This is a genomic window from Methylobacterium sp. CM6244 (assembly GCF_054817885.1).
In genome coordinates this window covers 5,010,001-5,031,627 of record NZ_CM139247.1, presented here as the reverse complement: position 1 = coordinate 5,031,627, position 21,627 = coordinate 5,010,001, and the positions used below count along the sequence as shown (strand labels likewise).

The window sequence follows — 21,627 nt, the reverse complement described above, 5'->3', positions numbered from 1 at the left end:
TTGCCTTGATTTGTGTATGTTTACATACAGAACACCGGTCCTTTGGCTGAAGCGGTGCTGTTTGACGCGATCGACGCTTTCAGACGCCGGGACGCTGCCCAGAACGCGGAACGCCCGCCGCGGTCGAACCGGGCGGGCGTCCTGACGATCGGGGAAGGGGCGTTCAGCAGCCTTTGGCGGCATCCGCCGCGGTGGGCTTGCCGTCCTGCTGCTTCGCGACGTCCGAGGCCGAGGTCGCGGTGTTGGCACCGACATTGTTCATGGCGCCGACCGTACCGGGCGACTCGGCCTTTGCGCCGGGGCTGACATTGCCGGTCGCGCCGGGATCGACCTTCGAGCTCTTGTCGTTCATGGCCGCCTTCCCATCCGCCGTGGAGCCGGGGGCACAGGGAGCGGCGAGAGCCATGGCGGAGCTGAGCATCACGATGGCGCCGGCGCCGATGAGCTTGGAAATCTGTCGCATCTGTTCCTCCAGGAAGTATTTCTCATGTCGTAATGGATGGCATGCGTCATTCGTTCCAATATTTTTCCGGATTGCCCCGCATCTATAAGGACAAAATTGCAGGTCATGCGTAACGTCAGCCACCATTTCCTGCAGCGCTCTGACGGTTGTTTCGAGAATTGTTTTGCGCCGCACAAAAGCCGGTTCCGTTAATGCTTTAGGGCTCGAAACCATAGTCGAATCATGCTGTTATCTGGTGATTCTTGACATCTATCGTATCGGTCAGAACCTCGCGGAGAAGACTTGCCAGGCGTTCTACCGCTGGATTTTTCACCGCCGGCGCCATGAGCAGGCGCAACGAGAGGGAAGGCAGAGGCGGCAGGCCCGCGTCCAAGGGATCGAGCGCCTCGAGGGACACAGGCAGGCCATGGGGCGTGCGCACGGTCAGGCCGAGCCCGGCCGAGACAGCCGCCCACAGGCCCGCGAGCCCCGGACTGCTGAACGAGATCCGCCAGGGAATGCAGGCCGCGTCGAGCGCTTCGAGGGCCGCGTGCCGGAAGATGCAGGGCGATCCGAACAGGATCAGCGGGAGTGGACGGTCCGCGCTCTGTACGATGCCGTGGCGTGGCCCGATCCAGGCCATCGGCAGGGTTCCGATGACGGTGCCATCCCGCTCGACGCCATCCTCGTCCCAGAGGAGCGCGAGGTCGAGCTCCCCGGCCTCCAGGCAGGGTCGCAGGATGGCGTTTCGATCCACATGGGCGTCGATCCTGACGCCGGGATGCAGGCGCGCGAAACGGCCGAGCGTCTCCGGCAGCCAGGTCTCGGCGAAATCCTGGGGCAGGCCGATGCGAACGCTCCCCGTGAGGGCCGGCGAGCCGAGGGCGCTCACGGCGGCATCGTTCAGGTCGAGCAATCTGCGGGCATAGCCCAGCATCATCTCGCCCGCCTCGGTGAGGACGAGCCCGCGCCCGTGCTTCTGCACGAGTTGCTGGCCGACCTGATCTTCGAGCTTGCGCAATTGCAGGCTGATCGCGGAAGGCGAACGGCCGAGACGCGAGGCGGCCTTGGCGAAGCTGCCGAGATCGATCCCGACCACGAAGGACCGCAACACATCCATATCGAGGTTGACCGGTAGGACCATTGAGTTTTTCCGAACGGATGCTTCAGAATTACGAGATTTTCCAAACTATTAAGAAGGGTCATCATTCGACCGTCAATCGCGGAGCGTCCGCGATCCGAAGGGGAGGGAAGACCCGATGCCGTTCGTGAATGTGAAGATCGCCGGTCCGGCCATCGCTGCGGAGCAGTTCGACAGCCTGCATCGCGGCGTGACGGAGCTGATGGCCGGGGTGCTCGGCAAGAACGCCGACCTGACGTCGGTGCTGGTCGAGGAGGTGCCGTTGCAGGCATGGCAGGTGGGAGCCCGGCCGCTGGGCTGCGCGGCCCATATTCAGGCAGCCGTGACGGCGGGCACCAACGATGCCGAACAGAAGGCCCGCTTCATCGCGGAGGCCAATGCCCTGCTGCATCGGGTGCTGGGGGATGGGTTGCCGCTGGCGACCTACGTGGTGGTCCAGGAGATCGCGGCCGAGTCTTGGGGCTATGACGGCCTGACCCAGGAGCACCGGCGGCTGGCGCGCTGAGATTCTGCGGGCCGGATGGTACGGGTTCGGACAATCGGCATATTGCCGAGGTCGTTCGGGCGACGTTCACCTGTGTCATCCTAGATGAGCACGGTAGAGGCCTTTGCCGGCCTTACTGTCGCGTCGAACGGGACCGTGGGGGCATTCCAGTGTCCGTCGGCCGCGTCACTCGCGGCGTAGGACACTCGAGAAGTGATGTCTGCAGCCCCGTGAAGATCGCCCTGCTCGCCCACCTCAAATATCCCATCGCCCAGCCCTTCTCGGGAGGGCTCGAGATGCACACGCATCTGCTCGCGAGCACCCTGCGTGCCCGCGGGCACAGCGTGACGCTCTACGCCTCCGAAGGGTCGGATGCGCGCGGATGCCTGAAGGCGGTCTGCCCGCCCACCGGCAGCGCCGTCGACGACGAATCCGCCCTGCGGATCGACCGCGCCGAGCTCGCCGCCTACGAGGCGATGGTGGCGGATGTGGCGCGCGGCGACTTCGACATCATCCACAACAACAGCCTGCATTACCTGCCGTTGCTGCGCGCCCGCGACCTCGGCGCGCCGATGGTGACGGCGTTGCACACGCCGCCCTTCGAACCCTTCGTGCGCGGCGTGAAGGCGCGGGCGGACGACATGACCTTCGCCGCCGTCTCGGAATCCCTGGCGCGCGAGTGGCTGCCGCTCATCGACGAGCCGCTGGTGATCGGCAACGGCATCGATCTCGACGCCTTCGCCTATTCGCCCATCCCCAAGGGCGAGCCCCATGCGATCTGGATGGGACGCCTCGTCCCCGAGAAGGGGCCGCATCTGGCCATCGATGCCGCCCGTGTCGCCGGCATCCCCCTGAAATTCGCCGGCCCGCAGAGCAACCGCGCCTATTGGGACGCCGAGATCGCACCCCGCCTCGGCCCGGACATCACTTATCTCGGCCATCTCGGCCATGCCGAACTCGCCCGCCGCGTCGGCGAGGCCCATGTGGCCCTGTGTACGCCGCGCTGGGAGGAGCCGTTCGGCCTCGTGCTGGCGGAGTTCCTGGCTTGCGGCACGCCGGTCGCGGCCTTCGCGCGCGGCGCCATCCCCGACATCCTGGACGAGACGTCGGGCGTTCTCGCCGTCGCCGACGATCCGGTGGATCTCGGCCGTGCACTCGCCCGTGCCATCCGCCTCGACCGGCACGATTGCCGCCGCCGGGCCGAGCACCTTTTCGACGCCGACACCATGACCGACCGCTACGAGGCGATGTACCATGCCGAAATCCGCCGCTGGTCGACCCCCGTCTCCGTCCGTCCGGTCCCGGCCGGCGCTCGCGCATCGCTTCTCGACAATGCGTAACGACCCGCTCTCCCTCGGCCGGGCCGTCGTCTGCGTTCCCGCCCGCAACGAGGCCGAGGTGATGCCGCGCCTCGTGCGCTCCCTCGACCGGCAGATCGGTTCGGGAGACGGCGCGCTGCTGCGGGTCGTGATCCTGGCCAATAACTGCACCGACGCGACGGTGTCGCTGATCCGCGAGATGGAGCGCAACGGCGAGACGCGCCATCTCGATCTCCGGGTGATCGAAGCCGTGGTGCCGCGTGAGGTGGCCCATGTGGGCACCGCGCGCCGGATGGCGCTGGATGCGGGGGCCGACTGGCTGGATTCTGACGGCGTCGAGGATGCCGTTCTTCTCAGCACCGATGCCGACGCCGTCGCCGCGCCCGGCTGGGCCCGCGCCAATCTGGTGGCCCTGGAACATTCCGAACTCGTGGGCGGCCGTCTCGTCATCGAGACGGAGGAGAGCGAGAACCGGGACCCGGAGATCCACGCGCTCCATCGCCGGATCGAACAATACTGGGTCGCGGTGCGCGCCCTCGAAGAGGCCATCGATCCCCCCGCCCACGATCCGGCGCCCCGCCACGGCGACCATGTTGCGGCGAGCCTCGCACTGCGTGCCGCGCTCTACCGCGAGGTCGGCGGGTTGCCCGCGATTCCCTGCGGTGAGGACAACGCCCTGGTCGCCAAGGTCCGCCTCGCGGGCGGCCGCGTGCGCCATTGCCCCCATGTCTCGATCTCGGTGTCCGATCGTGGCACCGGCCGGGTCACCGGCGGGATGGCCACCGAGATGGCTCGCCGCGCCCGCGTCGTCGCCGGTGAGGAAGAGTATCGCCTTCCGCCCGCCAGCCACTGGCTCGCCGTGATCGAGCGCCAGCGCGCGTTCCGCCTCGCCTGGAGCGCCAAGGGCGGCCCGGAAGCCGGCTTACGCGCGCTCGGCGTCTCGGCGGAGGACATCGCCGCGATCCTACCGGCAACCTGCGTCAACGCCATCGCCTTCGCCGAACGCGTGGGGGAGAGGGTCGGCGAGATCGGGCCGGAGCCGGCCCATGTCCCCCTCGACGAGGCCATCGCGGGGCTCGATGCCCTGCTCGCCCGGCTGATCGACAGGCGCACGGCTCGCGTCGCGTGAGCGAGGCGGCGGCGAGCCGGCGCCCTGTCGGCTACTACGTCCACCATCAGGGCGCCGGTCACTGGCAGCGCGCGAATCTCATCGCCGCCCGCCTGGACCGGCCGGTGACCCTCATTGGCACCTTCGCCGAGATCGACACCTCGCGCGCCAACGGGGCGATCCTCGACCTGCCCGACGACCGCCTCACCGGCTTCGACGGCCAGGACGGCGAGGCGATCCGGCCGGACTGCTTTCATTATGTCCCGGTGGGGATCGACCGCATCCGCGCCCGGATGGGGATGCTCGCCGCCTGGATGGCCGAGCACGATCCCGCCCTGCTCATCGTCGACGTGTCGGTGGAGGTGACGCTCCTCGCGCGTCTCCTATCGGTGCCGACCCTGGTGGTTCGCCTCGCTGGGAACCGCACCGACATTCCGCATCTCGAAGGCTTCCGCTCGGCGGAGCACCTCCTCGCCTTCAACCCGCCCGAGATCGAGACGGCCGGAACGCCGGACTGGGTGAGGGCAAAGACCCTCTATGCCGGCTTCCTGGCCGATGCCCCCAAGGCGGGCGCGTCGGAAGACGGCTCCATCGCGGTGATCTACGGGCGAGGCGGGGCCGGCGGCTCGGTCTCCGACCTCGCGGCCGCCGCGCGTGCCGTGCCCGACCGGCACTGGCACGTTCTCGGCCCGGTGGAGTCACCAACCGCCGATCTCCCGCCGAACCTGCATCTCCATGGCTGGGTCGCCGAGACCGGCCCCTATCTCGACCGCGCCGCCCTCGTGGTCGGCGGCGGCGGCGACGGCGTCGTCGCGACGGTTGCGACGCGGGCCAAGCGCTTCCTCTGCCTGCCGGAACCCCGCGCCTTCGACGAACAGACGGCGAAAGCGGAGGCTTTGGCGAAACTCGGCGCGGCCATCGTCCGCACGGAATGGCCCGACGCTTCGGACTGGCCGGCCCTCGTCCGCGCGACCCTCGCGCTCGATCCGGAGGTGATCGGCGGGTTTGTCCAGGCCGACGCCATCGGCCGCACGGTCGCGATCATCGAGGATGTGATTCAGGGAATCGAGCAGCGTCGCACGCCTCGGATTTAATGCCTGTTTGAGGTGTTGGTCCAATCCTCCGCCTCATCCTGAGGCGCCGCGGATCGGCCTCGAAGGAGGGCTCCAGGGATCGCATCGGCCTCTGGAGGGCTCCCTCGAAGCCTCCGCTACGCTCCGGCGCCTTAGGATGAGGTGAAGGGTGGGATGAACCAGCCCTCGACGTCTGAAAGCAAAGCCGCCAGCGCTTCTACACCAATACCTAAAACGGCCGGTCCAGCGGCACCCGCGCGGCTTCCATCTCGTCCGCGGTCGGCATGCGCAGGATCGTCGGCGCCTCGCGCCAGGTCGGCGGCAGCAATCCCAACCGCGCGAAGGCATCGAGCCAGCCGTCCATGGGCCAGAGTCCGTGCCGGGCATGGAAGCGGGTGGCGTTGGCGATGATGTCGGCGAAATGCTGCAGCGGCGGGTCGAAGGCCCCGTGATACTGGTGGAAGGCGTGGCCGCCCGCGCTGAATAGGATCGGGATGCCGGCGGCATCGGCCCGGAAGGCGAGGTCGGTATCCTCGGCGCCGTAGCCGTCGAAGGCTTCGTCGAACCCGCCGATCCGGTCGAAGGTCGTGGCCCGGACACCGAAGGCGAGGGACCAGAACAGGCCGGGATTGTCGGTGCGGGACAAGCCCGTCGCCGGGAAGCTCCGTACCGGATGGGTATGGCCCAACGCGCGCAACCCCGCCTCGGTCCAGCCATCGTCGACGGCCCGCGCCGGCAGGTAGCTCACCTCGCAGCAGATCAGCCCGTCGGCTTGGCCGAGATCCGCGTCGAGGCTCGCGACGAGATCGGCCGAGGGAATGCAATCCACATCGAGGAAAATCAGATGATCGCCCGAAGCCACGCGGCGTCCGGCGTTGCGGGCGCTGGCGAGCGGCAGTCCTGTGCTCGGAAGGTCGATACGACGAATCGGAAATCCGTGATCGAGGAGGGGGGCGGGGTTCGCCCCCATCTCCACCACGATGCATTCGGCCGGATGCGTGCCCCGGCCGAGGCCTTCGAGAAGGCGCGCCAGATGCGCGTCGCGGCCCTTGTTCAGGGTGATGACAGTCGCGCTCACGCGGCGTCCGCCGGCATGGAGACGAAGATCTCGTAGGGGCCAAGGAAGCGCGCGATCATCTCCGGCGCGAGGCGAAAACCCGTCGGGTCGTCGGAGATGAGGTCGGTGGTCTGCGAACGATGCGCCGCCACGGCCCTCGCCTTCGCCGCCACATGCGCGCTGACATCGACGCGGTAGCCCGACGGAGGACCGCCGACTTCCGTGCCCTGCGGCAGGGTCCAGCCCCAGACCGGATAGGCGAAGGCCTTCGTCGCGCCGAGCTTCGGCTGGGCGAGCCTCACGATGGCGGCCGCCGCCTGATGATCGCAATGGGGATCGTGCGCCCAGGTCACGCAGACCGCGCCGGCCCCGCTCTCTTTGGCCACGGACGCCACGACATCCGCCGCCGCCTGCGCTTCGGGGCCGCTGCTCGGCACTCCCGCATCGGGCAGGCGCAGGAACGTGACGTTGGCGGGAGCGAGGCCGAGCGCCGCCACCGCTTCCAGCGTCTCCTCCTCGCGCAGCGCCCGGAGGCGGAGCGGCGGATAGAGGGCGGAATGGGTGTGCGAGCCGCAGCCGTCACTGACGATGACGAGCCGCACCTCGCGCCCCCGCGCGCAGGCCGTGGCGATCAGGCCGCCGCATCCGAGGCTCTCGTCATCCGGATGCGGGGCGACGACGACGAGCCCGCCACCATCGGTGAGGGCATCGAGATCCGCCACGGGGAGATTCTCGGCGGCGGTGAGAAAGGCGTCGGCATGCATGGTAGCGATTAGTCCCTGTGAAAGGATGGCAGCGCCATCGCCATGATTGTCCCAACCCGTTCCCTGTCCCCACGGCATTCACCGATTTCGCGGGCAGCGCGGCTCTCCTCCCCACAAGGGGGAGAGGGACGCGGTCATCCTGAAACATCAGATGGGTGAATGCCGCAGCTATGAGGGGGATTGGGCGGGACCTCGGTAGCGAAGATCAGTGGAGTGTATCGACCGAACCGGAATGCCGCCTGAACAAGTCACGCCGCGCCGTAGCGGTCGTTGAGGCTCGCGGCGAGGCCGTCGGCGAATTTCGCGGCGGCCACGGGTAGCATCCGCCCACGCAGCTGGCCGAGAATCAGGGTCATGGGGGAGAGGTCGCGTTCGTCGATGGGCCGGCTGACGAGGCGCTGGTCGTTGGGGATGCCGCTCGGCACCTGCAGGCTCACCACATCCTCGCGCAGGGCGAGGTTGCGCAGGAATTCCAGCGAGCTCGATTCGACGGCGGGGCGAAACGGCGTGCCCCGCCGCGCCAGCGCATCGTCGAGATGATGGCGGATCGCCAGCGACCGGTCGGGCAGGGCGAGGGGATGAGTGAGGCATTCGCGCAGCCGCACCGGCCCTCCCTCCTGGGCCAGGGGATGCGAGGCGCGCATCACCACGCAGAGCGTCTGCCGGCAGGTGAACAGGGCGTGGAGATCGACCGACGGCGGCGGCTGCAGCACGAGGGCGAGGTCGGCCTCGAAGGAGACGAGGGCCGCCACCGCCTGGGCATGGTCGCGCACCTGGACCGTGAACGAGACGAGGGGAAAGCGCGCCCGGTAGGCCCGGACCTCGTCCGGCACGATCTGGTTCACGAAGGCCTGGCTGCAGGCCAGTGCCACATGTCCACGCCGCACGCCGGACAGGTCGGCGATCTGCGAGCGGACCCGCTCCATGTCCGACACCTGATCCCGGATATGGCGCACCAGTAATTCGCCGGCCGCGTTCAGCCGCATGCCCTGCGCCAGCCGCTCGAAGATCGGCGTCCCCAGCTCGTATTCGAGGTCCTGGATCTGCCGCGTGAGCGCCGAAGGCGCGATGTTCAGGGCCTCCGCCGCCCGGCGGATCGAGCCCCGCCGCGCTACCTCGGAAACGTAGGTCAGGGTGCGCAGATGCTTCATGGCAAAAGCTTTATGGCAAGCACCTCAAGAGGACATAGGGCTTCGGTTTCCCCTGTACGTGAACACGCCTCCGTCATTCCGGGGCTGCGTAGCGGCGCCCGGACCCGAAGGGCGCGCGCAAGCGTGAAATCCAGAGCCGCTACGCGTGCTCGACGTAGCAGCCGCGGCGATTCTGGATTCCGGGCTCGCCTTCGGCGACCCGGAATGACGGTGGGGGCCAAACTTCCTGGGCTGTGCCGAGCGAGACTTTGCCAAAAACCGAAGTCTTGCGGCGCATAAGATGAGAGCTCCGCCCTACGCCAGGTGTTGCGAAATCCGCAACACCATCGTCGATAACCAGCACTCGTTTGCAACGGCCTCCCGACATACCCTGTCCGGGTTCACATCATGTCGGAGCCGGCTCAGATGATTCGTCGTCGCACCTTCCTCGCCGGCCTCGGCGCCGGCCTCGTCGCCGCACCGTCGGTGCTGCGGGCCGAGACGCCCATCGTGATCCGGATGGGATCGCTGAAGCTGATCCATTCCATTGCGCCGTATTTCTACGCCCAGTTCGCGCCGCCCGGCGTCACCGTGGAGGTGATCCCGTTCGAGAGTCCCACCGAGTGCAAGAACGCGGTCGTGACGAAATCGGTGGATTTTGGAACGTTCGGCATCGCCGCCGGCACCCTTGGGGCGGCGGCGGGCGAGCCCATCGTCGTCATCGCCTCCACTTGCAATCGCGGCATGGCCATCATCGCCAAGACCGGGTCTGGCATCCAGAAGGTCGCCGATCTCAAGGGCAAGCGCGTGGCGATCTGGCCCGGCTCGACCCAGGAGGTCTTCGCCCTGGAGCGCATGCGGATGGAGGGGGTGAGCGTGAAGGACATCACGCCGGTCCGCATCTCCTTCAGCGAGATGCACATCGCCCTCGCACGCGGTGACGTCGACGCCTATGTCGGCGCGGAGCCCGCCCCCGGCGTCAGCCTCTCCACGGGAATCGGCACACTGGTCGAGTATCCCTACGGGACCGAGATGGGCTCCCTCAACATGGTGTTCGGCGCTCATCGCGACACGCTGGCCGAGCGGCCGGAGGTGGTGAAGACCATGCTGGAGATCCACCGCAAGGGGTCGGATTTCGCGCAAAGCAACCGCGACGCCACGGTGGCGATGGCGGTGCAGAAGCTCGGCCAGAAGCGGGAGGCCATCGAGCTCTCCGTGCCCAATGTCGAGTTCAAGTGGAAGCTCGGAGAAACGGAAGTCAAACAGGCCAAGGCCTATTCCGAACACATGCTGGCGGCGCGGCAGATCAAGCGCCTGCCCGACTTCTCCAGCTTCATCGATACCCGCTTCGTCGATGCGATGAGGGATTCGTGAGCGCGCCGGCGGTTTCCGCCCCGGCGGTGCAGGAGGTCGCGACGCGCCGCGCGCTTCCGAGCTTCGCGAGCCTAAAGCAGGCGCTGCTCGCCCTCGCCCTGCCGGTGGCGATGGGCATTGCCTGGCATCTGCTCACGGTCGGCAAACCCTACAGCCTGATCCCGCCGCCCGCGGAAGTCTGGATGGCGATGGTGGATCTCGCCATCGGCGGACCGGAGGGGGATGCCTTCAGCGGCACGCTGCTAACGCATCTCACCGCCTCGCTCACCCGCGTCTTCGGCGGGTTCGGTCTCGCTGCCCTGGCGGCGGTGCCCCTCGGCCTGCTCATCGGCCGGGTGCCGCTCATGCGCCAGATCCTCGACCCGACCCTGCAGATCCTGCGCCCGGTGCCGGTGACCGCCTGGCTTCCGCTGGCGATGATCCTGTTCGGCCTGGGCCCGCGCTCGGCCTATTTCCTCGTCTTCCTCGGCGCGTTCTACCCGATCCTGGTCAACACCATCTTCGGGGTCCGTTCGGTGGAGCCGCGCCTGTTCGAGGCCGCCGCCATGCTCGGCTGCCGGGGGTCGGCGCAGTTCGCCCGCGTGGTGCTGCCGGCGGCACTTCCCTCGATCTTCACCGGTCTGCGCCTCGGCCTCGGCTTCGCCTGGGTGGTGATCGTCGTCGGCGAGATGACCGGCGTTCCCACCGGCCTCGGCGCGATCATCATGGAGGCCCGGCAACTCTCGCGCACCGAGATCGTGATCTGCGGCATGATCGTGATCGGCGTCGCCGGCTTCGTCTGCGACCGGGCCGTGATGCTGGTCGGCCAGCGTCTCCTCGCCTGGAGCCCTTCACATGGCTGAGCCCACCGTGCCGATCCTCGACATTCGCGGCGTGTCGAAATCTTTCGCCGTCCAGGGCCGCACGGTCCAGGCGCTCAGCGGCGCCAACCTCACCGTGGCCAAGGGCGAGTTCATCTGCCTGCTCGGCGCTTCGGGCTGCGGCAAGTCCACCCTGCTCCGCATCGTGGCCGGTTTCGAGACGGCGACCGGCGGCGAGGCGCTGATGTGGGGCAAGCCCATCGAGGGGCCCGGCCCGAGCCGGGGCATGGTGTTCCAGGATTACGGCCTGTTCCCCTGGCTCACCGTGCGGGACAATATCGGCTTCGGCCCGAAATCGCGCGGACGGCCGGCGGCGGAGATCCGCGATACGGTGGAGCGCTACATCGCCCTCGTCGGGCTGCAGCGCTTCGCCGACGCCTATCCGCACCAGCTCTCCGGCGGCATGAAGCAGCGGGTCGCCATCGCGCGGGTGCTGGCGAACGATGCCGAGATCGTCCTCATGGACGAGCCGTTCGGGGCGCTGGACGCCATGACCCGCGAGCGGCTGCAGGACGAGCTCCTCGGCCTGTGGAGCCGCACCGGCCTGACGGTGCTGTTCGTCACCCATGCCATCGAGGAGGCGATCTTCCTCGCCGACCGGGTGGTGGTCATGTCCCCGAGCCCCGGCCGGATCGACGCGATCCACGGAATCGACCTCGCCCGCCGCCGGGACGTGTCGAGCCCGGCCTTCAACGACGTGCGCCGGATGCTCTCGGCCCAGCTCCACAGCCACCACGCCCCCGTGGCCGCATGATCGGGGCCGCGTCGCGATCCGGCGATTGGCGCCGGATGGACCGCGAGACCCTGAGCCGCGCCTACGACAACACCCGCGCCGTCGCCGATTCTGCCGCGCGACTGTCCGGTTGGCGTGCCCGGAGCGCCGCGTTTCGCGCGCTCCACCCCCACACGCTCGACCTTGCCTATGGGCCGGCCGAGCGGAACCGGATCGACCTGTTCCGGAGCGGGGCGGAGGATGCGCCGCTCCTCGTCTTCATCCATGGCGGCTACTGGATCAGGAATACGCGCCAGGATTTCGCCTGCATGGCCGAAGGACCGTCGCGTCACGGTCTCGATGTGGGATTGGTGGGATATACCCTGGCGCCGGAGGCCAGCCTCACCGAGATCGCCGCCGAGATCCGGGCGGCGCTGGTGTTCCTGCGCGGTCTGCAGGAGGGGAGGGGGCGCCGTCGCCTCGTCGTCTCGGGCTGGTCGGCGGGCGGGCATCTCGCGGCGCTTGCCATGGCGTGGCCCGAGGTCGATGCGGGCCTCGCCATCAGCGGCGTGTTCGATCTGGAACCGATCCGGCACACCGAGCTCGACGACCGCCTGCACCTCACCGATGCGGAAATCGAGGCGCTCTCGCCGATCCGGCAGGTGCCGCATTCGGACAAGCCCCTCGCCATCGTGTGCGGATCGAACGAATTGCCCGAATTGCGACGGCATTCCGCTGATTACGACCGTGCGTGGCGGTGCGCAGGGAACGCCTCGACTTTCGCCGAACTGCCCGGCCACGACCATTTCTCGATTCTCGACGAGCTGATCCGCCCCGACGGCGCGCTGACGGCCCTCGCCGTGGAGCTCGCCGGGAAGGGCCCGTAGCGCTCCTCTCGCCGTGCCGAAGCCGGCCCGTCACTCCGAATTTTCGCCGCGCAGGCACGCCTCCTGAGCCTCGCCCGCTCGCCGCGCGCTCCTCGCATGGCGTCCGATGACGGCTTCCCCCTTCTTCGCTACGAGCAGGTCAGGGTCGCCCCAGCGCGCCAGCATGGCTTGAAAAGCCTCATGCCGCTCGCGCCGAAAGGGAATTCTCCCCCCGGCACTGTCCCTGCACGGATGAGGTGGGTGGATTGCGCCGCAGGGCACCCAGCCGGGCGGGATCGGAGCCGTGGCGGGATGGGTTCGGCCGAGACGCAGGATGTTCGGCAGGAGATGGGTCCTCGGGCCGACCGGGGCCGATCCCGCTTCGATGCGGATGGGCGAAAACACCTCGATCCGCCCGATTCGGGTGACGAAGACGCGATGAGGACCGGCGGCGACGAGCTGAGCGGCGATGGGATCGCCGGGTCCGAATAGGTTCTCTCCGGCGGCCATTCTAAGCAGTGCGATCGTCCCGGGATCGTTCGTCCGAATACAGGCATCGACAGCGAGTAGGTTCAGACCGAGATCGAACACTATACCGTCGCGGTCCTCGGGTTTTGCTGCATGGTGATCGGGGCCGAGTTCGGTGATGACCGACCGTCTATTCATGGCGCAGGCATCATCGGGCAGGCATAGGGCGACGGCATGACTCCAGCCGAACGCGAATCCTGTTTCGTAAGCAACTGGTCGACAGTCGGCGTCTGGGTCGAGGGCGATGGCTCCCCGTGTCGTGGTCAGACCCATCCGCGCGTCCGGCAGGGACCGCGCTTCTTCAGCCGGGTCCCGGAGAAAGCTCGCAACCGCGCCGAAACTGCCGAAACTCCAAGTCGTAGAGGGATCTTCGAGCGCCTTCGCCATCAGATCCACGACAGGGCTCCCGAAGGTTGCGCCCGGTGAGCGCCTTGTCGTGAGAAACGCATCGATGAGTAGCTCCATCGCAGCAGATTACCGGGGCGGAGCGTCGTGCGCGAGACGCGATCACAGGCGGCACTGAAATTGCTGCGGACCCGACGCGTTCGCCCTCGCCGGGCGCTTCCCATTGTCGTCTCGACCGGGCAGTCTCTCGGCCTGATCATTCATGGATTTCGAGGATGGACCTGAATTCAGTCGGCGCCGTCGCCACGCCGAGGACTCGCCTCGACTTGGCCAATTGGCAGGACGGCGATGCGTGGCTGGCCGGTGGGACGTGGCTGTTCTCCGAGCCCCAGCCGCATACGCGCCGGCTCGTCGATCTTTCCCGGCTCGGCTGGCAAGCACTTGAGGTGAGTGAGCGTGGCCTTTCCATCGCCGCGACTTGCACCATCGCCGACTTGTTTCGTCTCGATCTGCCGGTCTCCTGGCGCGCGTCGCCGCTCTTCGCGCAATGCTGCCGGGCGCTGCTCGGATCGTTCAAGATCTGGAACATGGCCACCGTGGGAGGCAACATCTGCCTCGCGCTGCCGGCCGCGCCGATGATCGCGCTCGCCACGGCCCTGGAGGGCACATGCCTCGTCTGGACGCCCGAGGGGGCGGACCGTGAGGTCGCCATCGTCGACCTCATCATCGGCGCGCAATGCAATGTCCTGGCGCCCGGAGAAATTCTTCGGCGCGTCGATCTCCCCGTGGCCGCGCTGGAACGCCGGACTGCCTTCCGCCAGATCTCCCTGAGCCCCAATGGACGTTCCGGTGCCCTGTTGATCGGTACCCTGGACCGAGGAGGTTCTTTCGCTCTGACCATCACGGCCTCGACGCGTCGCCCGCTGCGCCTGGTCTTCCCCGCGCTGCCGGATGAGGCAGCGCTTACCGCTGCCATCACCGAGGCGGTGCCAATGGCGATGTATCATGACGACGTTCACGGCGCGCCGGATTGGCGGCGGCACATGACCTTCAGCCTCGCCGAAGAGATCAGGCGCGAATTCGAGAATGAGACTCCGGCATGATCCTGCACGTCAACGACCAGGAGCAGGATGCATCGCCACGGCCCGGCCAATGTCTGCGCACGATGTTGCGCGAACTCGGCTGGTTCGGGGTCAAGAAAGGTTGTGATGCCGGGGATTGCGGCGCCTGTACGGTCCATCTCGACGGCGAGCCGGTCCATAGCTGCCTGCTGCCCGCCTTCCGCGCCGAGGGGCGCCGCGTCACCACGATCGAAGGGCTGGCTGGGTCCTGCGCGCCGGAGCTCGGTGAGACGGCGGGATTACACCCGATGCAGCAGGCTTTCCTCCACGCCCAGGGGTACCAGTGCGGCTTCTGTACCCCCGGCATGATCATGACCGCATCGGTCTTGGATCAGGGGCAAAGGAGCGATCTCGCCACCGCGTTGAAGGGCAATCTCTGCCGCTGCACCGGATATGGCGCCATCGCCGACGCCGTCGCGGGGGTGGCGCGCGTCGAACGCCTCGCGGATGGTGACGGCGAGCCGTGCGGGCGCAGCATCCCGGCCCCGGCGGGGAGGGGGATCGTCACGGGCGATGGCGCCTTTACCTTCGATCTGGCCGTGCCCGACCTGCTCCATCTCAAGGTGCTGCGCTCGCCCCATGCCCATGCGCGAATCTCACGGATCGACAGGGCGGCTGCTCTGGCCGTGCCGGGTGTCGTGGCCATCTTCACGCATGAGGATGTGCCGGCGAAGAGCTTCTCCACCGGGCGGCATGAAAATCCCCTCGACGACGCAGCGGATACGCGGATTCTCGATCCGATTCTGCGCTTCATCGGCCAGCGGGTCGCGGCCGTCGTGGCCATTAGCGAGGAAGCGGCGGAGGCTGGTTGTGCGGCGCTCCTCGTCGATTACGAGATCCGCGATGCGGTGCTCGATCCAGACGAGGCCATGCGACCCGGCTCCCCCCTGGTCCATGACAGTGCCGACCGGGCGGGTGAGGATGCGCCGCCTCGCCTCTCTCATCCTAATCTCGCTGCAGAGGTACATGGCGAGGTCGGCGACGTCACGGCGGGGTTCGCAGAGGCGGACCTGATCCATGAGGCGACCTATCACTCCCAGCGCGTGCAGCACGCCCATCTCGAGACCCACGGAGCCCTCGGCTGGCGCGATGAGGACGGCCGCCTCGTCATCCGCTCCAGCACCCAGACGCCGTTCCTCACCCGCGATGCGCTGACCGACCTCCTCGAGCTTGAGCGCGATTCGGTGCGGGTGCTCTGTGGCCGGGTCGGCGGCGGCTTCGGCGGCAAGCAGGAGATGTTGACTGAAGATCTCGTGGCGCTCGCCGTTCTCGCCACCGGTCGCCCCGTCAAATGGGAGCTGACACGTCAGGAGCAGTTCAGCGCCACCACGACACGCCACCCGATGCGAGTGGCCGTAAAGTTGGGTGCCCGCCGGGACGGCACTCTGACGGCGATCGCGCTGAATGTGGTCTCCAATACCGGCGCCTACGGCAACCATGCCGGCGGCGTGATCCATCATGGCTGCAACGAGGTGATCGGCGTCTATCGCTGCCCCAACAAGCGTGTCGACGGATATGCGGTCTATACGCATACTCTGCCGAGCGGCGCGTTCCGGGGCTATGGCTTGAGCCAGACCATCTTCGCGGTGGAATCGGCCATGGACGAACTGGCGCGCGGCCTTGGCCTCGACCCGTTCGAGATGCGCCGCCGCAACGTCGTGCGCCCCGGCGATCCGATGGTGTCGAACAGCCTCGAACCGCACGACGTGGAATACGGAAGCTACGGCCTCGATCAGTGCCTCGATCTCGTTGCAGCCGCCATGCGCGAGCTCGCCTCGGCGGACATTCCTTCCGCTGATTGGCTCGTCGGCACAGGGATGGCCCTGGCGATGATCGACACGATCCCGCCGCGCGGGCATTTCGCCGAAGCGCGAATCGCGGTTCGAGCGGACGGGACCTACGCTCTAGATGTCGGTACCGCCGAGTTCGGCAACGGGACGACCACGGTTCATGCGCAGATTGCGGCCTCCGCCCTCGGCACGATCCCGGACCGCATCTCCCTTTGCCACGGTGACACCGACCGCATCGGCCACGACACCGGTGCTTATGGATCGACCGGTATCGTGGTGGCCGGGCAGGCGACGTTGAAAGCCGCACTTGCGCTGGCGCAGGGCCTCCGCGAGGCTGCCGCCGAGAGGGGAGGGGGGGCTCCCGATCAATACCGTGTACACCGCGACGGCGTCTCGAGCCCGTCGGGGGATATTGGCTTCTCGGACCTCCTTTCGGATGGCCCCATCGTGCGCAGGGGCAAGGCAGATGGCTCGCCGCGCTCCGTCGCCTTCAACGTCCAGGGTTTCCGGGTCGCAGTGCACCGGTCGAGCGGCGAAGTGCGCATCCTCGATAGCTTGCATGCCGCCGATGCCGGCCGGGTCATGAACCCGATGCAATGCCGTGGGCAGATCGAGGGTGGCGTAGCCCAAGCGATCGGTGCGGCCTTGTACGAGGCTGTGCGCATCGATGACGAGGGGCGTGTGGTCACGCAGACGTTCCGCAACTATCACATCCCAGCCTTCGCCGATGTACCCCGCACCAAGGTCTTTTTTGCCGACACCTACGACCGCATTGGCCCGCTCGGCGCGAAATCCATGAGCGAGAGCCCGTTCAACCCGGTTGCTCCGGCACTTGCCAATGCCATCCGCGACGCGACGGGTGCACGGCTCACCGCGACCCCGTTTGCGCCGGACCGTGTCTACCTGTCGGTGATGGAGGCGGTAGAGCACCGGGACAGCCCGGTATGACATCGGCCATTTGCCGACGATTTCGTACCGGTGAAGAGAGCTGCGCCCAACCACGTTTGGTCGAGTGCAGCTGTTGAATGGTTTTTGCTACGCTCTTCTTCGCCGAAGCGACTTATACTTCGGCGGGAAGTTTTCAGAGAACCGTTTCGATCAGCCCGAGACGCTTGGCTTCGTCAGCTTCGATGTACCAATTGTACGGCGCTTTCTCGATGACCTCGTCGAGGGTGACATTCGAGCCGGCTACGAGGTTGGCGAAACCCTCGTTCTGAATCTCGATGGAGGTCTCGATCTCGTGCAACGTCGCTTTTAGGCTGGCGATGCATGTGGTCAGCGGGCCGTGGATCTCGAGAGTTTTCGCCATCTTGCGTTCATGAATCATGAGCCGCGTCCCCCGCGTGAGATAGCGGTTGGGGCGGGCGAAGAAGCTCATGAGGGTCGTGCCGGCGGAGTAGATCGCGGCCTTTCCGAGGAAGACAAGGCGACGGTGAGGCGTGACCTCGCTAGCGAAGCGGATATCCTCGCCCATCATACGGGCTACTTCGGGGTCGCCGCCGAGGGTCGTGAGTTCGACCACCACAAGATCGCGCTCGCAGGCGGCGTCGAACTGGCGACGGAAGTCCTTGTACATCGCATTGTCGACCGGGCCCGACAGCAGGATGGCGGGGGCCTTGAAATCCGGGGCGGAAAGAGGCGAAGTGTCCATTGTCGATCCTTGGCCGGGCTGCGCGGGGAGCGGTCTCCCGCAGGACTCATGCCCGGCTCTTGTCCGATCAGAATCCCCAATCCCGCCGGCAGTTGCGGTGACGGCGAAAAATCGCGGGTGGGGCGGTGAGGCCATCCGCACGTCCCGGCGACGGATCTGGACTTTTCAGCCCACCAAGCCTATATCGAGCCTGCGTTTGATGACCGGTTCGTAATAACGTTTCAGGACCCGGAGGGCAGTACTCCGGCGCCTCCACCAAAAGCGCATCGTGATGCGTTTCTGATGGGGGCGAAATAGGATCGACTGGGCGGTAAAGGGATCGCGAGAGCGTCGGTAAGGACTCGACCGGTTTGGCGCAGGTAACCCCTGTTCCAAATATTTGGCCAAAACTCTAAATGCCAACGATAACGTTGTCATGGATGCCCGCCTCGCGGCGTAAGCATCTTGCGGTAGGGTAACCGTCGAAACAGAACCCGGGGCTTCGGCCCCGGGACCCACTTTTTCTCACTCATTTGATGAATATCAGTCAGCCGCGGCACTGCCGTTTTCGGCTCTATTGTCGTATGTTTGTCGCATAGATCTCCCATGCAAGATTTCAGCGTCAGACCGTCCGGCACGTCACAACAATTCCTGCTGAGTGATCGTGCCAGCAGGTCATGTGTGCGTACGCACATTCGTGCTCTAGAACTTTTCCAAAGCGTTGCTGTCTGGTGTGCCTGCGCTAATTCGCATCATCAGGGAAAGCTGTTGACCATTGAGCGTTTGCCGGAGGCTAGTCGAAGCTTCGCGAAGACTTCCGCGACATGGCTCAACGGAATTTTATGTCTATGGCTCAGGCTCGGAGAACGCCATGCATGGCACTGAAGACCTCGAACTCAACCGGCGCGATCTGATGGCAGGAGCATCAGCCTGTGCCGTCGCCGTTGCCTGTCCCTCCGCCGCGTGGGCTGCTTCTCGCGATGCGTCAGGCCCCGTCATGTCCAAGGTTTCGCTGACCGTGAACGGAACGGCCCACGAAATCGACCTCGATACTCGTACGACCCTCCTCGACGCCGTGCGCGAGCACCTTCACCTGACGGGTGCAAAGAAAGGGTGCGACCACGGCCAATGCGGGGCGTGCACGATGATCGTCGACAGCCGACGCATCAATTCCTGCCTGACCCTGGCGGTGATGCACCAGGGCGATACCGTCACCACCATCGAAGGATTGGGGAAGCCTGACGAGTTACATCCGATGCAGGCAGCCTTCATCAAGCATGACGGCTACCAATGCGGGTTCTGTACGCCGGGCCAGATCTGCTCGGGCATTGCGGTCCTCGATGAGATCAAGGCTGGCATCCCAAGTCATATCGCCGCTGATCTCACCGCGACCGCTTCATTCACCACTGACGAGATCCGCGAGCGTATGAGCGGCAACATCTGCCGCTGCGGTGCTTACTCCAACATCGTCGATGCCATGTCCGAAGTTGCGGGGAGGCAGGCATGAAGTCTTTTACGTATGAGCGGGCAACATCACCGGCCGAAGCCGCTGCGTCCATCACGCGCGTCCCCGGCGCGAAGTTCATCGCCGGCGGCACCAACCTCCTGGACTTGATGAAATTACAGGTGGAGACGCCCACCCACCTCGTCGACGTCAACGGCTTGGCTCTCGATACGATCGAGCCGACGGAGGAGGGGGGCTTACGGATCGGCGCCTTGGTGCGCAACACCGATCTGGCGGCCGACATGCGGGTGCGGCGCGGTTACGCCGTGCTGAGCCGGGCTCTTCTGTCCGGTGCCTCGGGCCAATTACGGAACAAGGCGACCACGGCCGGCAATCTGCTTCAGCGAACCCGCTGCCCCTACTTTTATGACACTGCGCAGCCCTGCAACAAGCGCCAGCCTGCAAGCGGTTGCTCCGCCATCGGCGGTATCAGCCGCCAGCTGGCAGTGGTCGGTGCCAGTGAAGCCTGTATCGCCACGCATCCCGGCGACATGGCCGTGGCCATGCGGGTCCTCGACGCTCATGTCGAGACGGTGAACGGTGAGGGAGTTACCCGGACGATCCCCATCGCCGCGTTTCATCGCAATCCGGGAGACACGCCGCAGATCGAGACGAGCCTGCAGCCCGGCGAACTCATCACCGCTGTCACGCTCCCCAAGCCGGTGGCGGGGACGCATATCTACCGCAAGGTCAGGGACCGCGCCTCATACGCGTTCGCTTTGGTCTCCGTGGCGGCCGTTATCCAGCGCGACGGAAGCGGGCGCGTGGCAATCGGTGGTGTCGCTCCGAAGCCCTGGCGTGACGAGGCCGCCGAAGCGGAGCTTCCGAAGGGAGCGAAGGCCGTGACGGACCGTCTGTTCGCGGATGCGAGGCCGACTGACGACAATGCCTACAAACTGAAGCTGACCGAGCGCGCACTTGGCGCCGTCCTGACCGAAGCGAGGGCCTGAACCATGAAGTTCGACACTCCCGCGGGTCGGAACCCGATTGACGAACTGAAGGTGGTGGGCAAGCCCACGGACCGGATCGACGGTCCGTTCAAGACGACGGGCAGGGCGCAATACGCCTACGATTGGTACGATCCGAAGTCGAAGGCAGCCTATGGCTATGTCATCGGCGCGACCATCGCAAAAGGGCGGATCAATGCGATGGATCTGAGCGCTGCCAAGGCGGCACCCGGTATCCTGGCTATCGTTACCGCTGAGAATGCCGGCCCCCTCGACAAGGGCAAGCTCAACGCCGCCAAGCTTCTGGGTGGCCCGGAGATCGAGCATTACCATCAAGCCGTAGCACTGGTGGTGGCCGAAACCTTCGAGCAGGCGCGCGCAGCCGCAGCGCTCGTGCGGGTGGACTACACCGAGACCGAGGGCGCCTTCGATCTTGCGGCGGTGAAGGACACCGGGAAGCCGGAGAAGCTCGCGAGCGCGCCCTCTGATACATCGATCGGTGATTTCGAGGGGGCTTTCTCGGCGGCGCCCATCCAGCTCGATGCTACTTACACGACACCCGACCATGCTCATGCGATGATGGAACCGCATGCCTCCATCGCCTCCTGGGACGGCGACAGCCTCACCGTCTGGACCTCGAACCAGATGATCGATTGGGGGACGCGGGACCTCGCTCTGACCCTGCGTATGCCGAAGGAGAAGGTCCGCCTCATCTCCCCCTTCGTGGGCGGCGGGTTCGGCGGCAAGCTATTCCTGCGTTCGGAGGCTGTGATGGCCGCCTTGGGCGCGCGAGCCGCCAAGCGACCGGTGAAGGTCGCCCTGACGCGGCCGCTTACGTTCAACAACACGGTTCACCGCCCCGCTACGATTCAGCGTATCCGGCTCGGCGCGACGCCGGACGGGACGATCACGGCGATCGGCCACGAAAGCTGGTCCGGCAACTTGCCCGGCGGCAAGCCGGAGGCTGCGGTGCAGCAGACCCGCCTGCTCTATGGCGGCGCCAACCGCATGACCCAGACCCGCCTCGCCATGCTCGATTTGCCGGAGGGCAATTCCATGCGCGCGCCCGGTGAGGCTCCAGGCCTGATGGTGCTCGAGATCGCCATGGACGAGATGGCCGAGCGCATCGGGATCGATCCGGTGGAGTTCCGTATTCGCAACGACACGCAGGTCGATCCCGAGAAGCCCGAGCGCCGGTTCTCCCAGCGCAGCCTCGTCGAATGCCTGCGCCAGGGTGCTGCAAAGTTCGGGTGGGACAAGCGGATCGCGAAGCCAGGTCAGGTCCACGAAGGACGCTGGCTCGTCGGGCTGGGTGTCGCTTCCGCATTCCGCAACAACATCAACGTCAAGTCCGGCGCGCGTGTTCGCCTCGACGATCGAGGCGTCGTGACTGTCGAGACCGATATGACCGATATCGGCACCGGCAGTTACA

The 21,627-nt window shown here is 66.5% G+C and carries 20 protein-coding genes and 1 other RNA gene (1 of these 21 only partly in view); 14 read left to right on the top strand and 7 right to left on the bottom strand.

The window, feature by feature from the left end; genetic code table 11:
• Window positions 1-163: 163 nt before the first annotated feature.
• On the bottom strand, window positions 164-463 hold the full coding sequence (locus ACYQML_RS23830) for a hypothetical protein (protein WP_419951164.1): 300 nt from the start codon (window positions 461-463) through the stop codon (window positions 164-166).
• Between the two features lie 220 nt (window positions 464-683).
• A complete protein-coding gene (locus ACYQML_RS23825) occupies window positions 684-1,586 on the bottom strand; it encodes a LysR substrate-binding domain-containing protein (protein ID WP_461234243.1) in 903 nt (300 codons plus the stop codon).
• A gap of 115 nt (window positions 1,587-1,701) precedes the next feature.
• Here ACYQML_RS23825 and ACYQML_RS23820 point away from each other — a divergent pair, with 115 nt between their 5' ends.
• The 4 genes from ACYQML_RS23820 (at window position 1,702) to ACYQML_RS23805 (ending at window position 5,588) form a co-directional block, all read left to right on the top strand.
• Window positions 1,702-2,088, top strand: a complete 387-nt coding sequence (locus tag ACYQML_RS23820; RefSeq protein ID WP_461234242.1) for a tautomerase family protein — start codon at window positions 1,702-1,704, stop codon at window positions 2,086-2,088.
• Window positions 2,089-2,297: 209 nt separating this feature from the next.
• Window positions 2,298-3,407 carry a glycosyltransferase gene (locus ACYQML_RS23815; protein WP_207411723.1) on the top strand — a complete coding sequence of 370 codons (1,110 nt, stop codon included), beginning with the start codon at window positions 2,298-2,300 and terminating at the stop codon, window positions 3,405-3,407.
• A complete protein-coding gene (locus ACYQML_RS23810) occupies window positions 3,400-4,515 on the top strand; it encodes a glycosyltransferase family 2 protein (RefSeq protein ID WP_461234241.1) in 1,116 nt (371 codons plus the stop codon). The genes ACYQML_RS23815 and ACYQML_RS23810 overlap by 8 nt, the downstream gene beginning before the upstream one ends.
• Window positions 4,512-5,588 carry a glycosyltransferase gene (locus ACYQML_RS23805; protein WP_461234240.1) on the top strand — a complete coding sequence of 359 codons (1,077 nt, stop codon included), beginning with the start codon at window positions 4,512-4,514 and terminating at the stop codon, window positions 5,586-5,588. The genes ACYQML_RS23810 and ACYQML_RS23805 overlap by 4 nt, the downstream gene beginning before the upstream one ends.
• A 208-nt stretch (window positions 5,589-5,796) precedes the next feature.
• Here the strand turns inward: ACYQML_RS23805 and ACYQML_RS23800 are convergent, their stop codons facing one another.
• From ACYQML_RS23800 to ACYQML_RS23790, 3 genes are all read right to left on the bottom strand, one after another.
• Entirely contained in the window at window positions 5,797-6,645 is an 849-nt protein-coding gene (locus tag ACYQML_RS23800) for a glycosyltransferase family 2 protein (RefSeq protein WP_461234239.1), read from the bottom strand.
• On the bottom strand, window positions 6,642-7,388 hold the full coding sequence (locus tag ACYQML_RS23795) for a PIG-L deacetylase family protein (RefSeq protein WP_461234238.1): 747 nt from the start codon (window positions 7,386-7,388) through the stop codon (window positions 6,642-6,644). Before ACYQML_RS23795 ends, ACYQML_RS23800 begins: the two co-directional genes overlap by 4 nt.
• 248 nt (window positions 7,389-7,636) lie before the next feature.
• The gene (locus tag ACYQML_RS23790; protein WP_419951172.1) at window positions 7,637-8,539 is read right to left on the bottom strand and encodes a LysR family transcriptional regulator; all 903 of its coding nucleotides are present in this window, start codon (window positions 8,537-8,539) and stop codon (window positions 7,637-7,639) included.
• 405 nt (window positions 8,540-8,944) lie between these two features.
• On the opposite strand from ACYQML_RS23790, the gene ACYQML_RS23785 reads away from it, so the two are divergent.
• Genes ACYQML_RS23785 through ACYQML_RS23770 form a run of 4 tightly spaced genes read left to right on the top strand, consistent with a single transcriptional unit; the run spans window position 8,945 to window position 12,351 of the window.
• On the top strand, window positions 8,945-9,892 hold the full coding sequence (locus tag ACYQML_RS23785; RefSeq protein WP_207411729.1) for an ABC transporter substrate-binding protein: 948 nt from the start codon (window positions 8,945-8,947) through the stop codon (window positions 9,890-9,892).
• Window positions 9,889-10,734 (top strand): ABC transporter permease, encoded by an 846-nt coding sequence (locus ACYQML_RS23780; protein WP_461234237.1) that lies wholly within the window; start codon window positions 9,889-9,891, stop codon window positions 10,732-10,734. Before ACYQML_RS23785 ends, ACYQML_RS23780 begins: the two co-directional genes overlap by 4 nt.
• On the top strand, window positions 10,727-11,506 hold the full coding sequence (locus ACYQML_RS23775) for an ABC transporter ATP-binding protein (RefSeq protein WP_461234236.1): 780 nt from the start codon (window positions 10,727-10,729) through the stop codon (window positions 11,504-11,506). Before ACYQML_RS23780 ends, ACYQML_RS23775 begins: the two co-directional genes overlap by 8 nt.
• On the top strand, window positions 11,503-12,351 hold the full coding sequence (locus ACYQML_RS23770; RefSeq protein WP_461234235.1) for an alpha/beta hydrolase: 849 nt from the start codon (window positions 11,503-11,505) through the stop codon (window positions 12,349-12,351). Before ACYQML_RS23775 ends, ACYQML_RS23770 begins: the two co-directional genes overlap by 4 nt.
• Before the next feature lie 30 nt (window positions 12,352-12,381).
• On the opposite strand, the gene ACYQML_RS23765 is transcribed toward ACYQML_RS23770, so the two are convergent.
• On the bottom strand, window positions 12,382-13,245 hold the full coding sequence (locus ACYQML_RS23765) for a DUF6925 family protein (RefSeq protein ID WP_461235776.1): 864 nt from the start codon (window positions 13,243-13,245) through the stop codon (window positions 12,382-12,384).
• Between the two features lie 233 nt (window positions 13,246-13,478).
• Here ACYQML_RS23765 and ACYQML_RS23760 point away from each other — a divergent pair, with 233 nt between their 5' ends.
• The gene (locus ACYQML_RS23760) at window positions 13,479-14,306 is read left to right on the top strand and encodes an FAD binding domain-containing protein (RefSeq protein WP_461234234.1); all 828 of its coding nucleotides are present in this window, start codon (window positions 13,479-13,481) and stop codon (window positions 14,304-14,306) included.
• Window positions 14,303-17,062 carry a molybdopterin-dependent oxidoreductase gene (locus ACYQML_RS23755; protein WP_461234233.1) on the top strand — a complete coding sequence of 920 codons (2,760 nt, stop codon included), beginning with the start codon at window positions 14,303-14,305 and terminating at the stop codon, window positions 17,060-17,062. The genes ACYQML_RS23760 and ACYQML_RS23755 overlap by 4 nt, the downstream gene beginning before the upstream one ends.
• A 133-nt stretch (window positions 17,063-17,195) precedes the next feature.
• Here ACYQML_RS23755 and ACYQML_RS23750 read toward each other — a convergent pair whose 3' ends face one another.
• Complete coding sequence (locus ACYQML_RS23750) at window positions 17,196-17,765, bottom strand: ClpP family protease (RefSeq protein ID WP_056425959.1); 570 nt, start codon at window positions 17,763-17,765, stop codon at window positions 17,196-17,198.
• Window positions 17,766-17,918: 153 nt separating this feature from the next.
• Here ACYQML_RS23750 and ssrA point away from each other — a divergent pair.
• The 4 genes from ssrA to paoC all read left to right on the top strand — a co-directional run.
• Window positions 17,919-18,246: a transfer-messenger RNA gene (gene ssrA / locus ACYQML_RS23745) on the top strand.
• Window positions 18,247-18,615: 369 nt separating this feature from the next.
• Window positions 18,616-19,251, top strand: coding sequence for an aldehyde dehydrogenase iron-sulfur subunit PaoA (gene paoA / locus ACYQML_RS23740; RefSeq protein WP_461234232.1), 636 nt, complete (start codon window positions 18,616-18,618; stop codon window positions 19,249-19,251).
• Window positions 19,248-20,198 carry an FAD binding domain-containing protein gene (locus ACYQML_RS23735; protein ID WP_461234231.1) on the top strand — a complete coding sequence of 317 codons (951 nt, stop codon included), beginning with the start codon at window positions 19,248-19,250 and terminating at the stop codon, window positions 20,196-20,198. Before paoA ends, ACYQML_RS23735 begins: the two co-directional genes overlap by 4 nt.
• A 3-nt stretch (window positions 20,199-20,201) precedes the next feature.
• Window positions 20,202-21,627: the 5' portion of an aldehyde oxidoreductase molybdenum-binding subunit PaoC gene (gene paoC / locus ACYQML_RS23730; protein ID WP_461234230.1), read on the top strand. The gene runs 782 nt beyond the window's last position; 1,426 of the gene's 2,208 nt are visible here — the first part of the coding sequence; it begins with the start codon at window positions 20,202-20,204; the stop codon falls past the right edge of the window.

Coding starts and splice junctions, on each gene's coding strand:
- ACYQML_RS23830 (WP_419951164.1), bottom strand. CDS start 463: ATGCGACAGATTTCCAAGCTCATCGGCGCCGGCGCCATCGTGATGCTC.
- ACYQML_RS23825 (WP_461234243.1), bottom strand. CDS start 1,586: ATGGTCCTACCGGTCAACCTCGATATGGATGTGTTGCGGTCCTTCGTG.
- ACYQML_RS23820 (WP_461234242.1), top strand. CDS start 1,702: ATGCCGTTCGTGAATGTGAAGATCGCCGGTCCGGCCATCGCTGCGGAG.
- ACYQML_RS23810 (WP_461234241.1), top strand. CDS start 3,400: ATGCGTAACGACCCGCTCTCCCTCGGCCGGGCCGTCGTCTGCGTTCCC.
- ACYQML_RS23795 (WP_461234238.1), bottom strand. CDS start 7,388: ATGCATGCCGACGCCTTTCTCACCGCCGCCGAGAATCTCCCCGTGGCG.
- ACYQML_RS23790 (WP_419951172.1), bottom strand. CDS start 8,539: ATGAAGCATCTGCGCACCCTGACCTACGTTTCCGAGGTAGCGCGGCGG.
- ACYQML_RS23785 (WP_207411729.1), top strand. CDS start 8,945: ATGATTCGTCGTCGCACCTTCCTCGCCGGCCTCGGCGCCGGCCTCGTC.
- ACYQML_RS23775 (WP_461234236.1), top strand. CDS start 10,727: ATGGCTGAGCCCACCGTGCCGATCCTCGACATTCGCGGCGTGTCGAAA.
- ACYQML_RS23770 (WP_461234235.1), top strand. CDS start 11,503: ATGATCGGGGCCGCGTCGCGATCCGGCGATTGGCGCCGGATGGACCGC.
- ACYQML_RS23765 (WP_461235776.1), bottom strand. CDS start 13,245: ATGGCGAAGGCGCTCGAAGATCCCTCTACGACTTGGAGTTTCGGCAGT.
- ACYQML_RS23760 (WP_461234234.1), top strand. CDS start 13,479: ATGGACCTGAATTCAGTCGGCGCCGTCGCCACGCCGAGGACTCGCCTC.
- ACYQML_RS23755 (WP_461234233.1), top strand. CDS start 14,303: ATGATCCTGCACGTCAACGACCAGGAGCAGGATGCATCGCCACGGCCC.
- ACYQML_RS23750 (WP_056425959.1), bottom strand. CDS start 17,765: ATGGACACTTCGCCTCTTTCCGCCCCGGATTTCAAGGCCCCCGCCATC.
- paoA (WP_461234232.1), top strand. CDS start 18,616: ATGCATGGCACTGAAGACCTCGAACTCAACCGGCGCGATCTGATGGCA.
- ACYQML_RS23735 (WP_461234231.1), top strand. CDS start 19,248: ATGAAGTCTTTTACGTATGAGCGGGCAACATCACCGGCCGAAGCCGCT.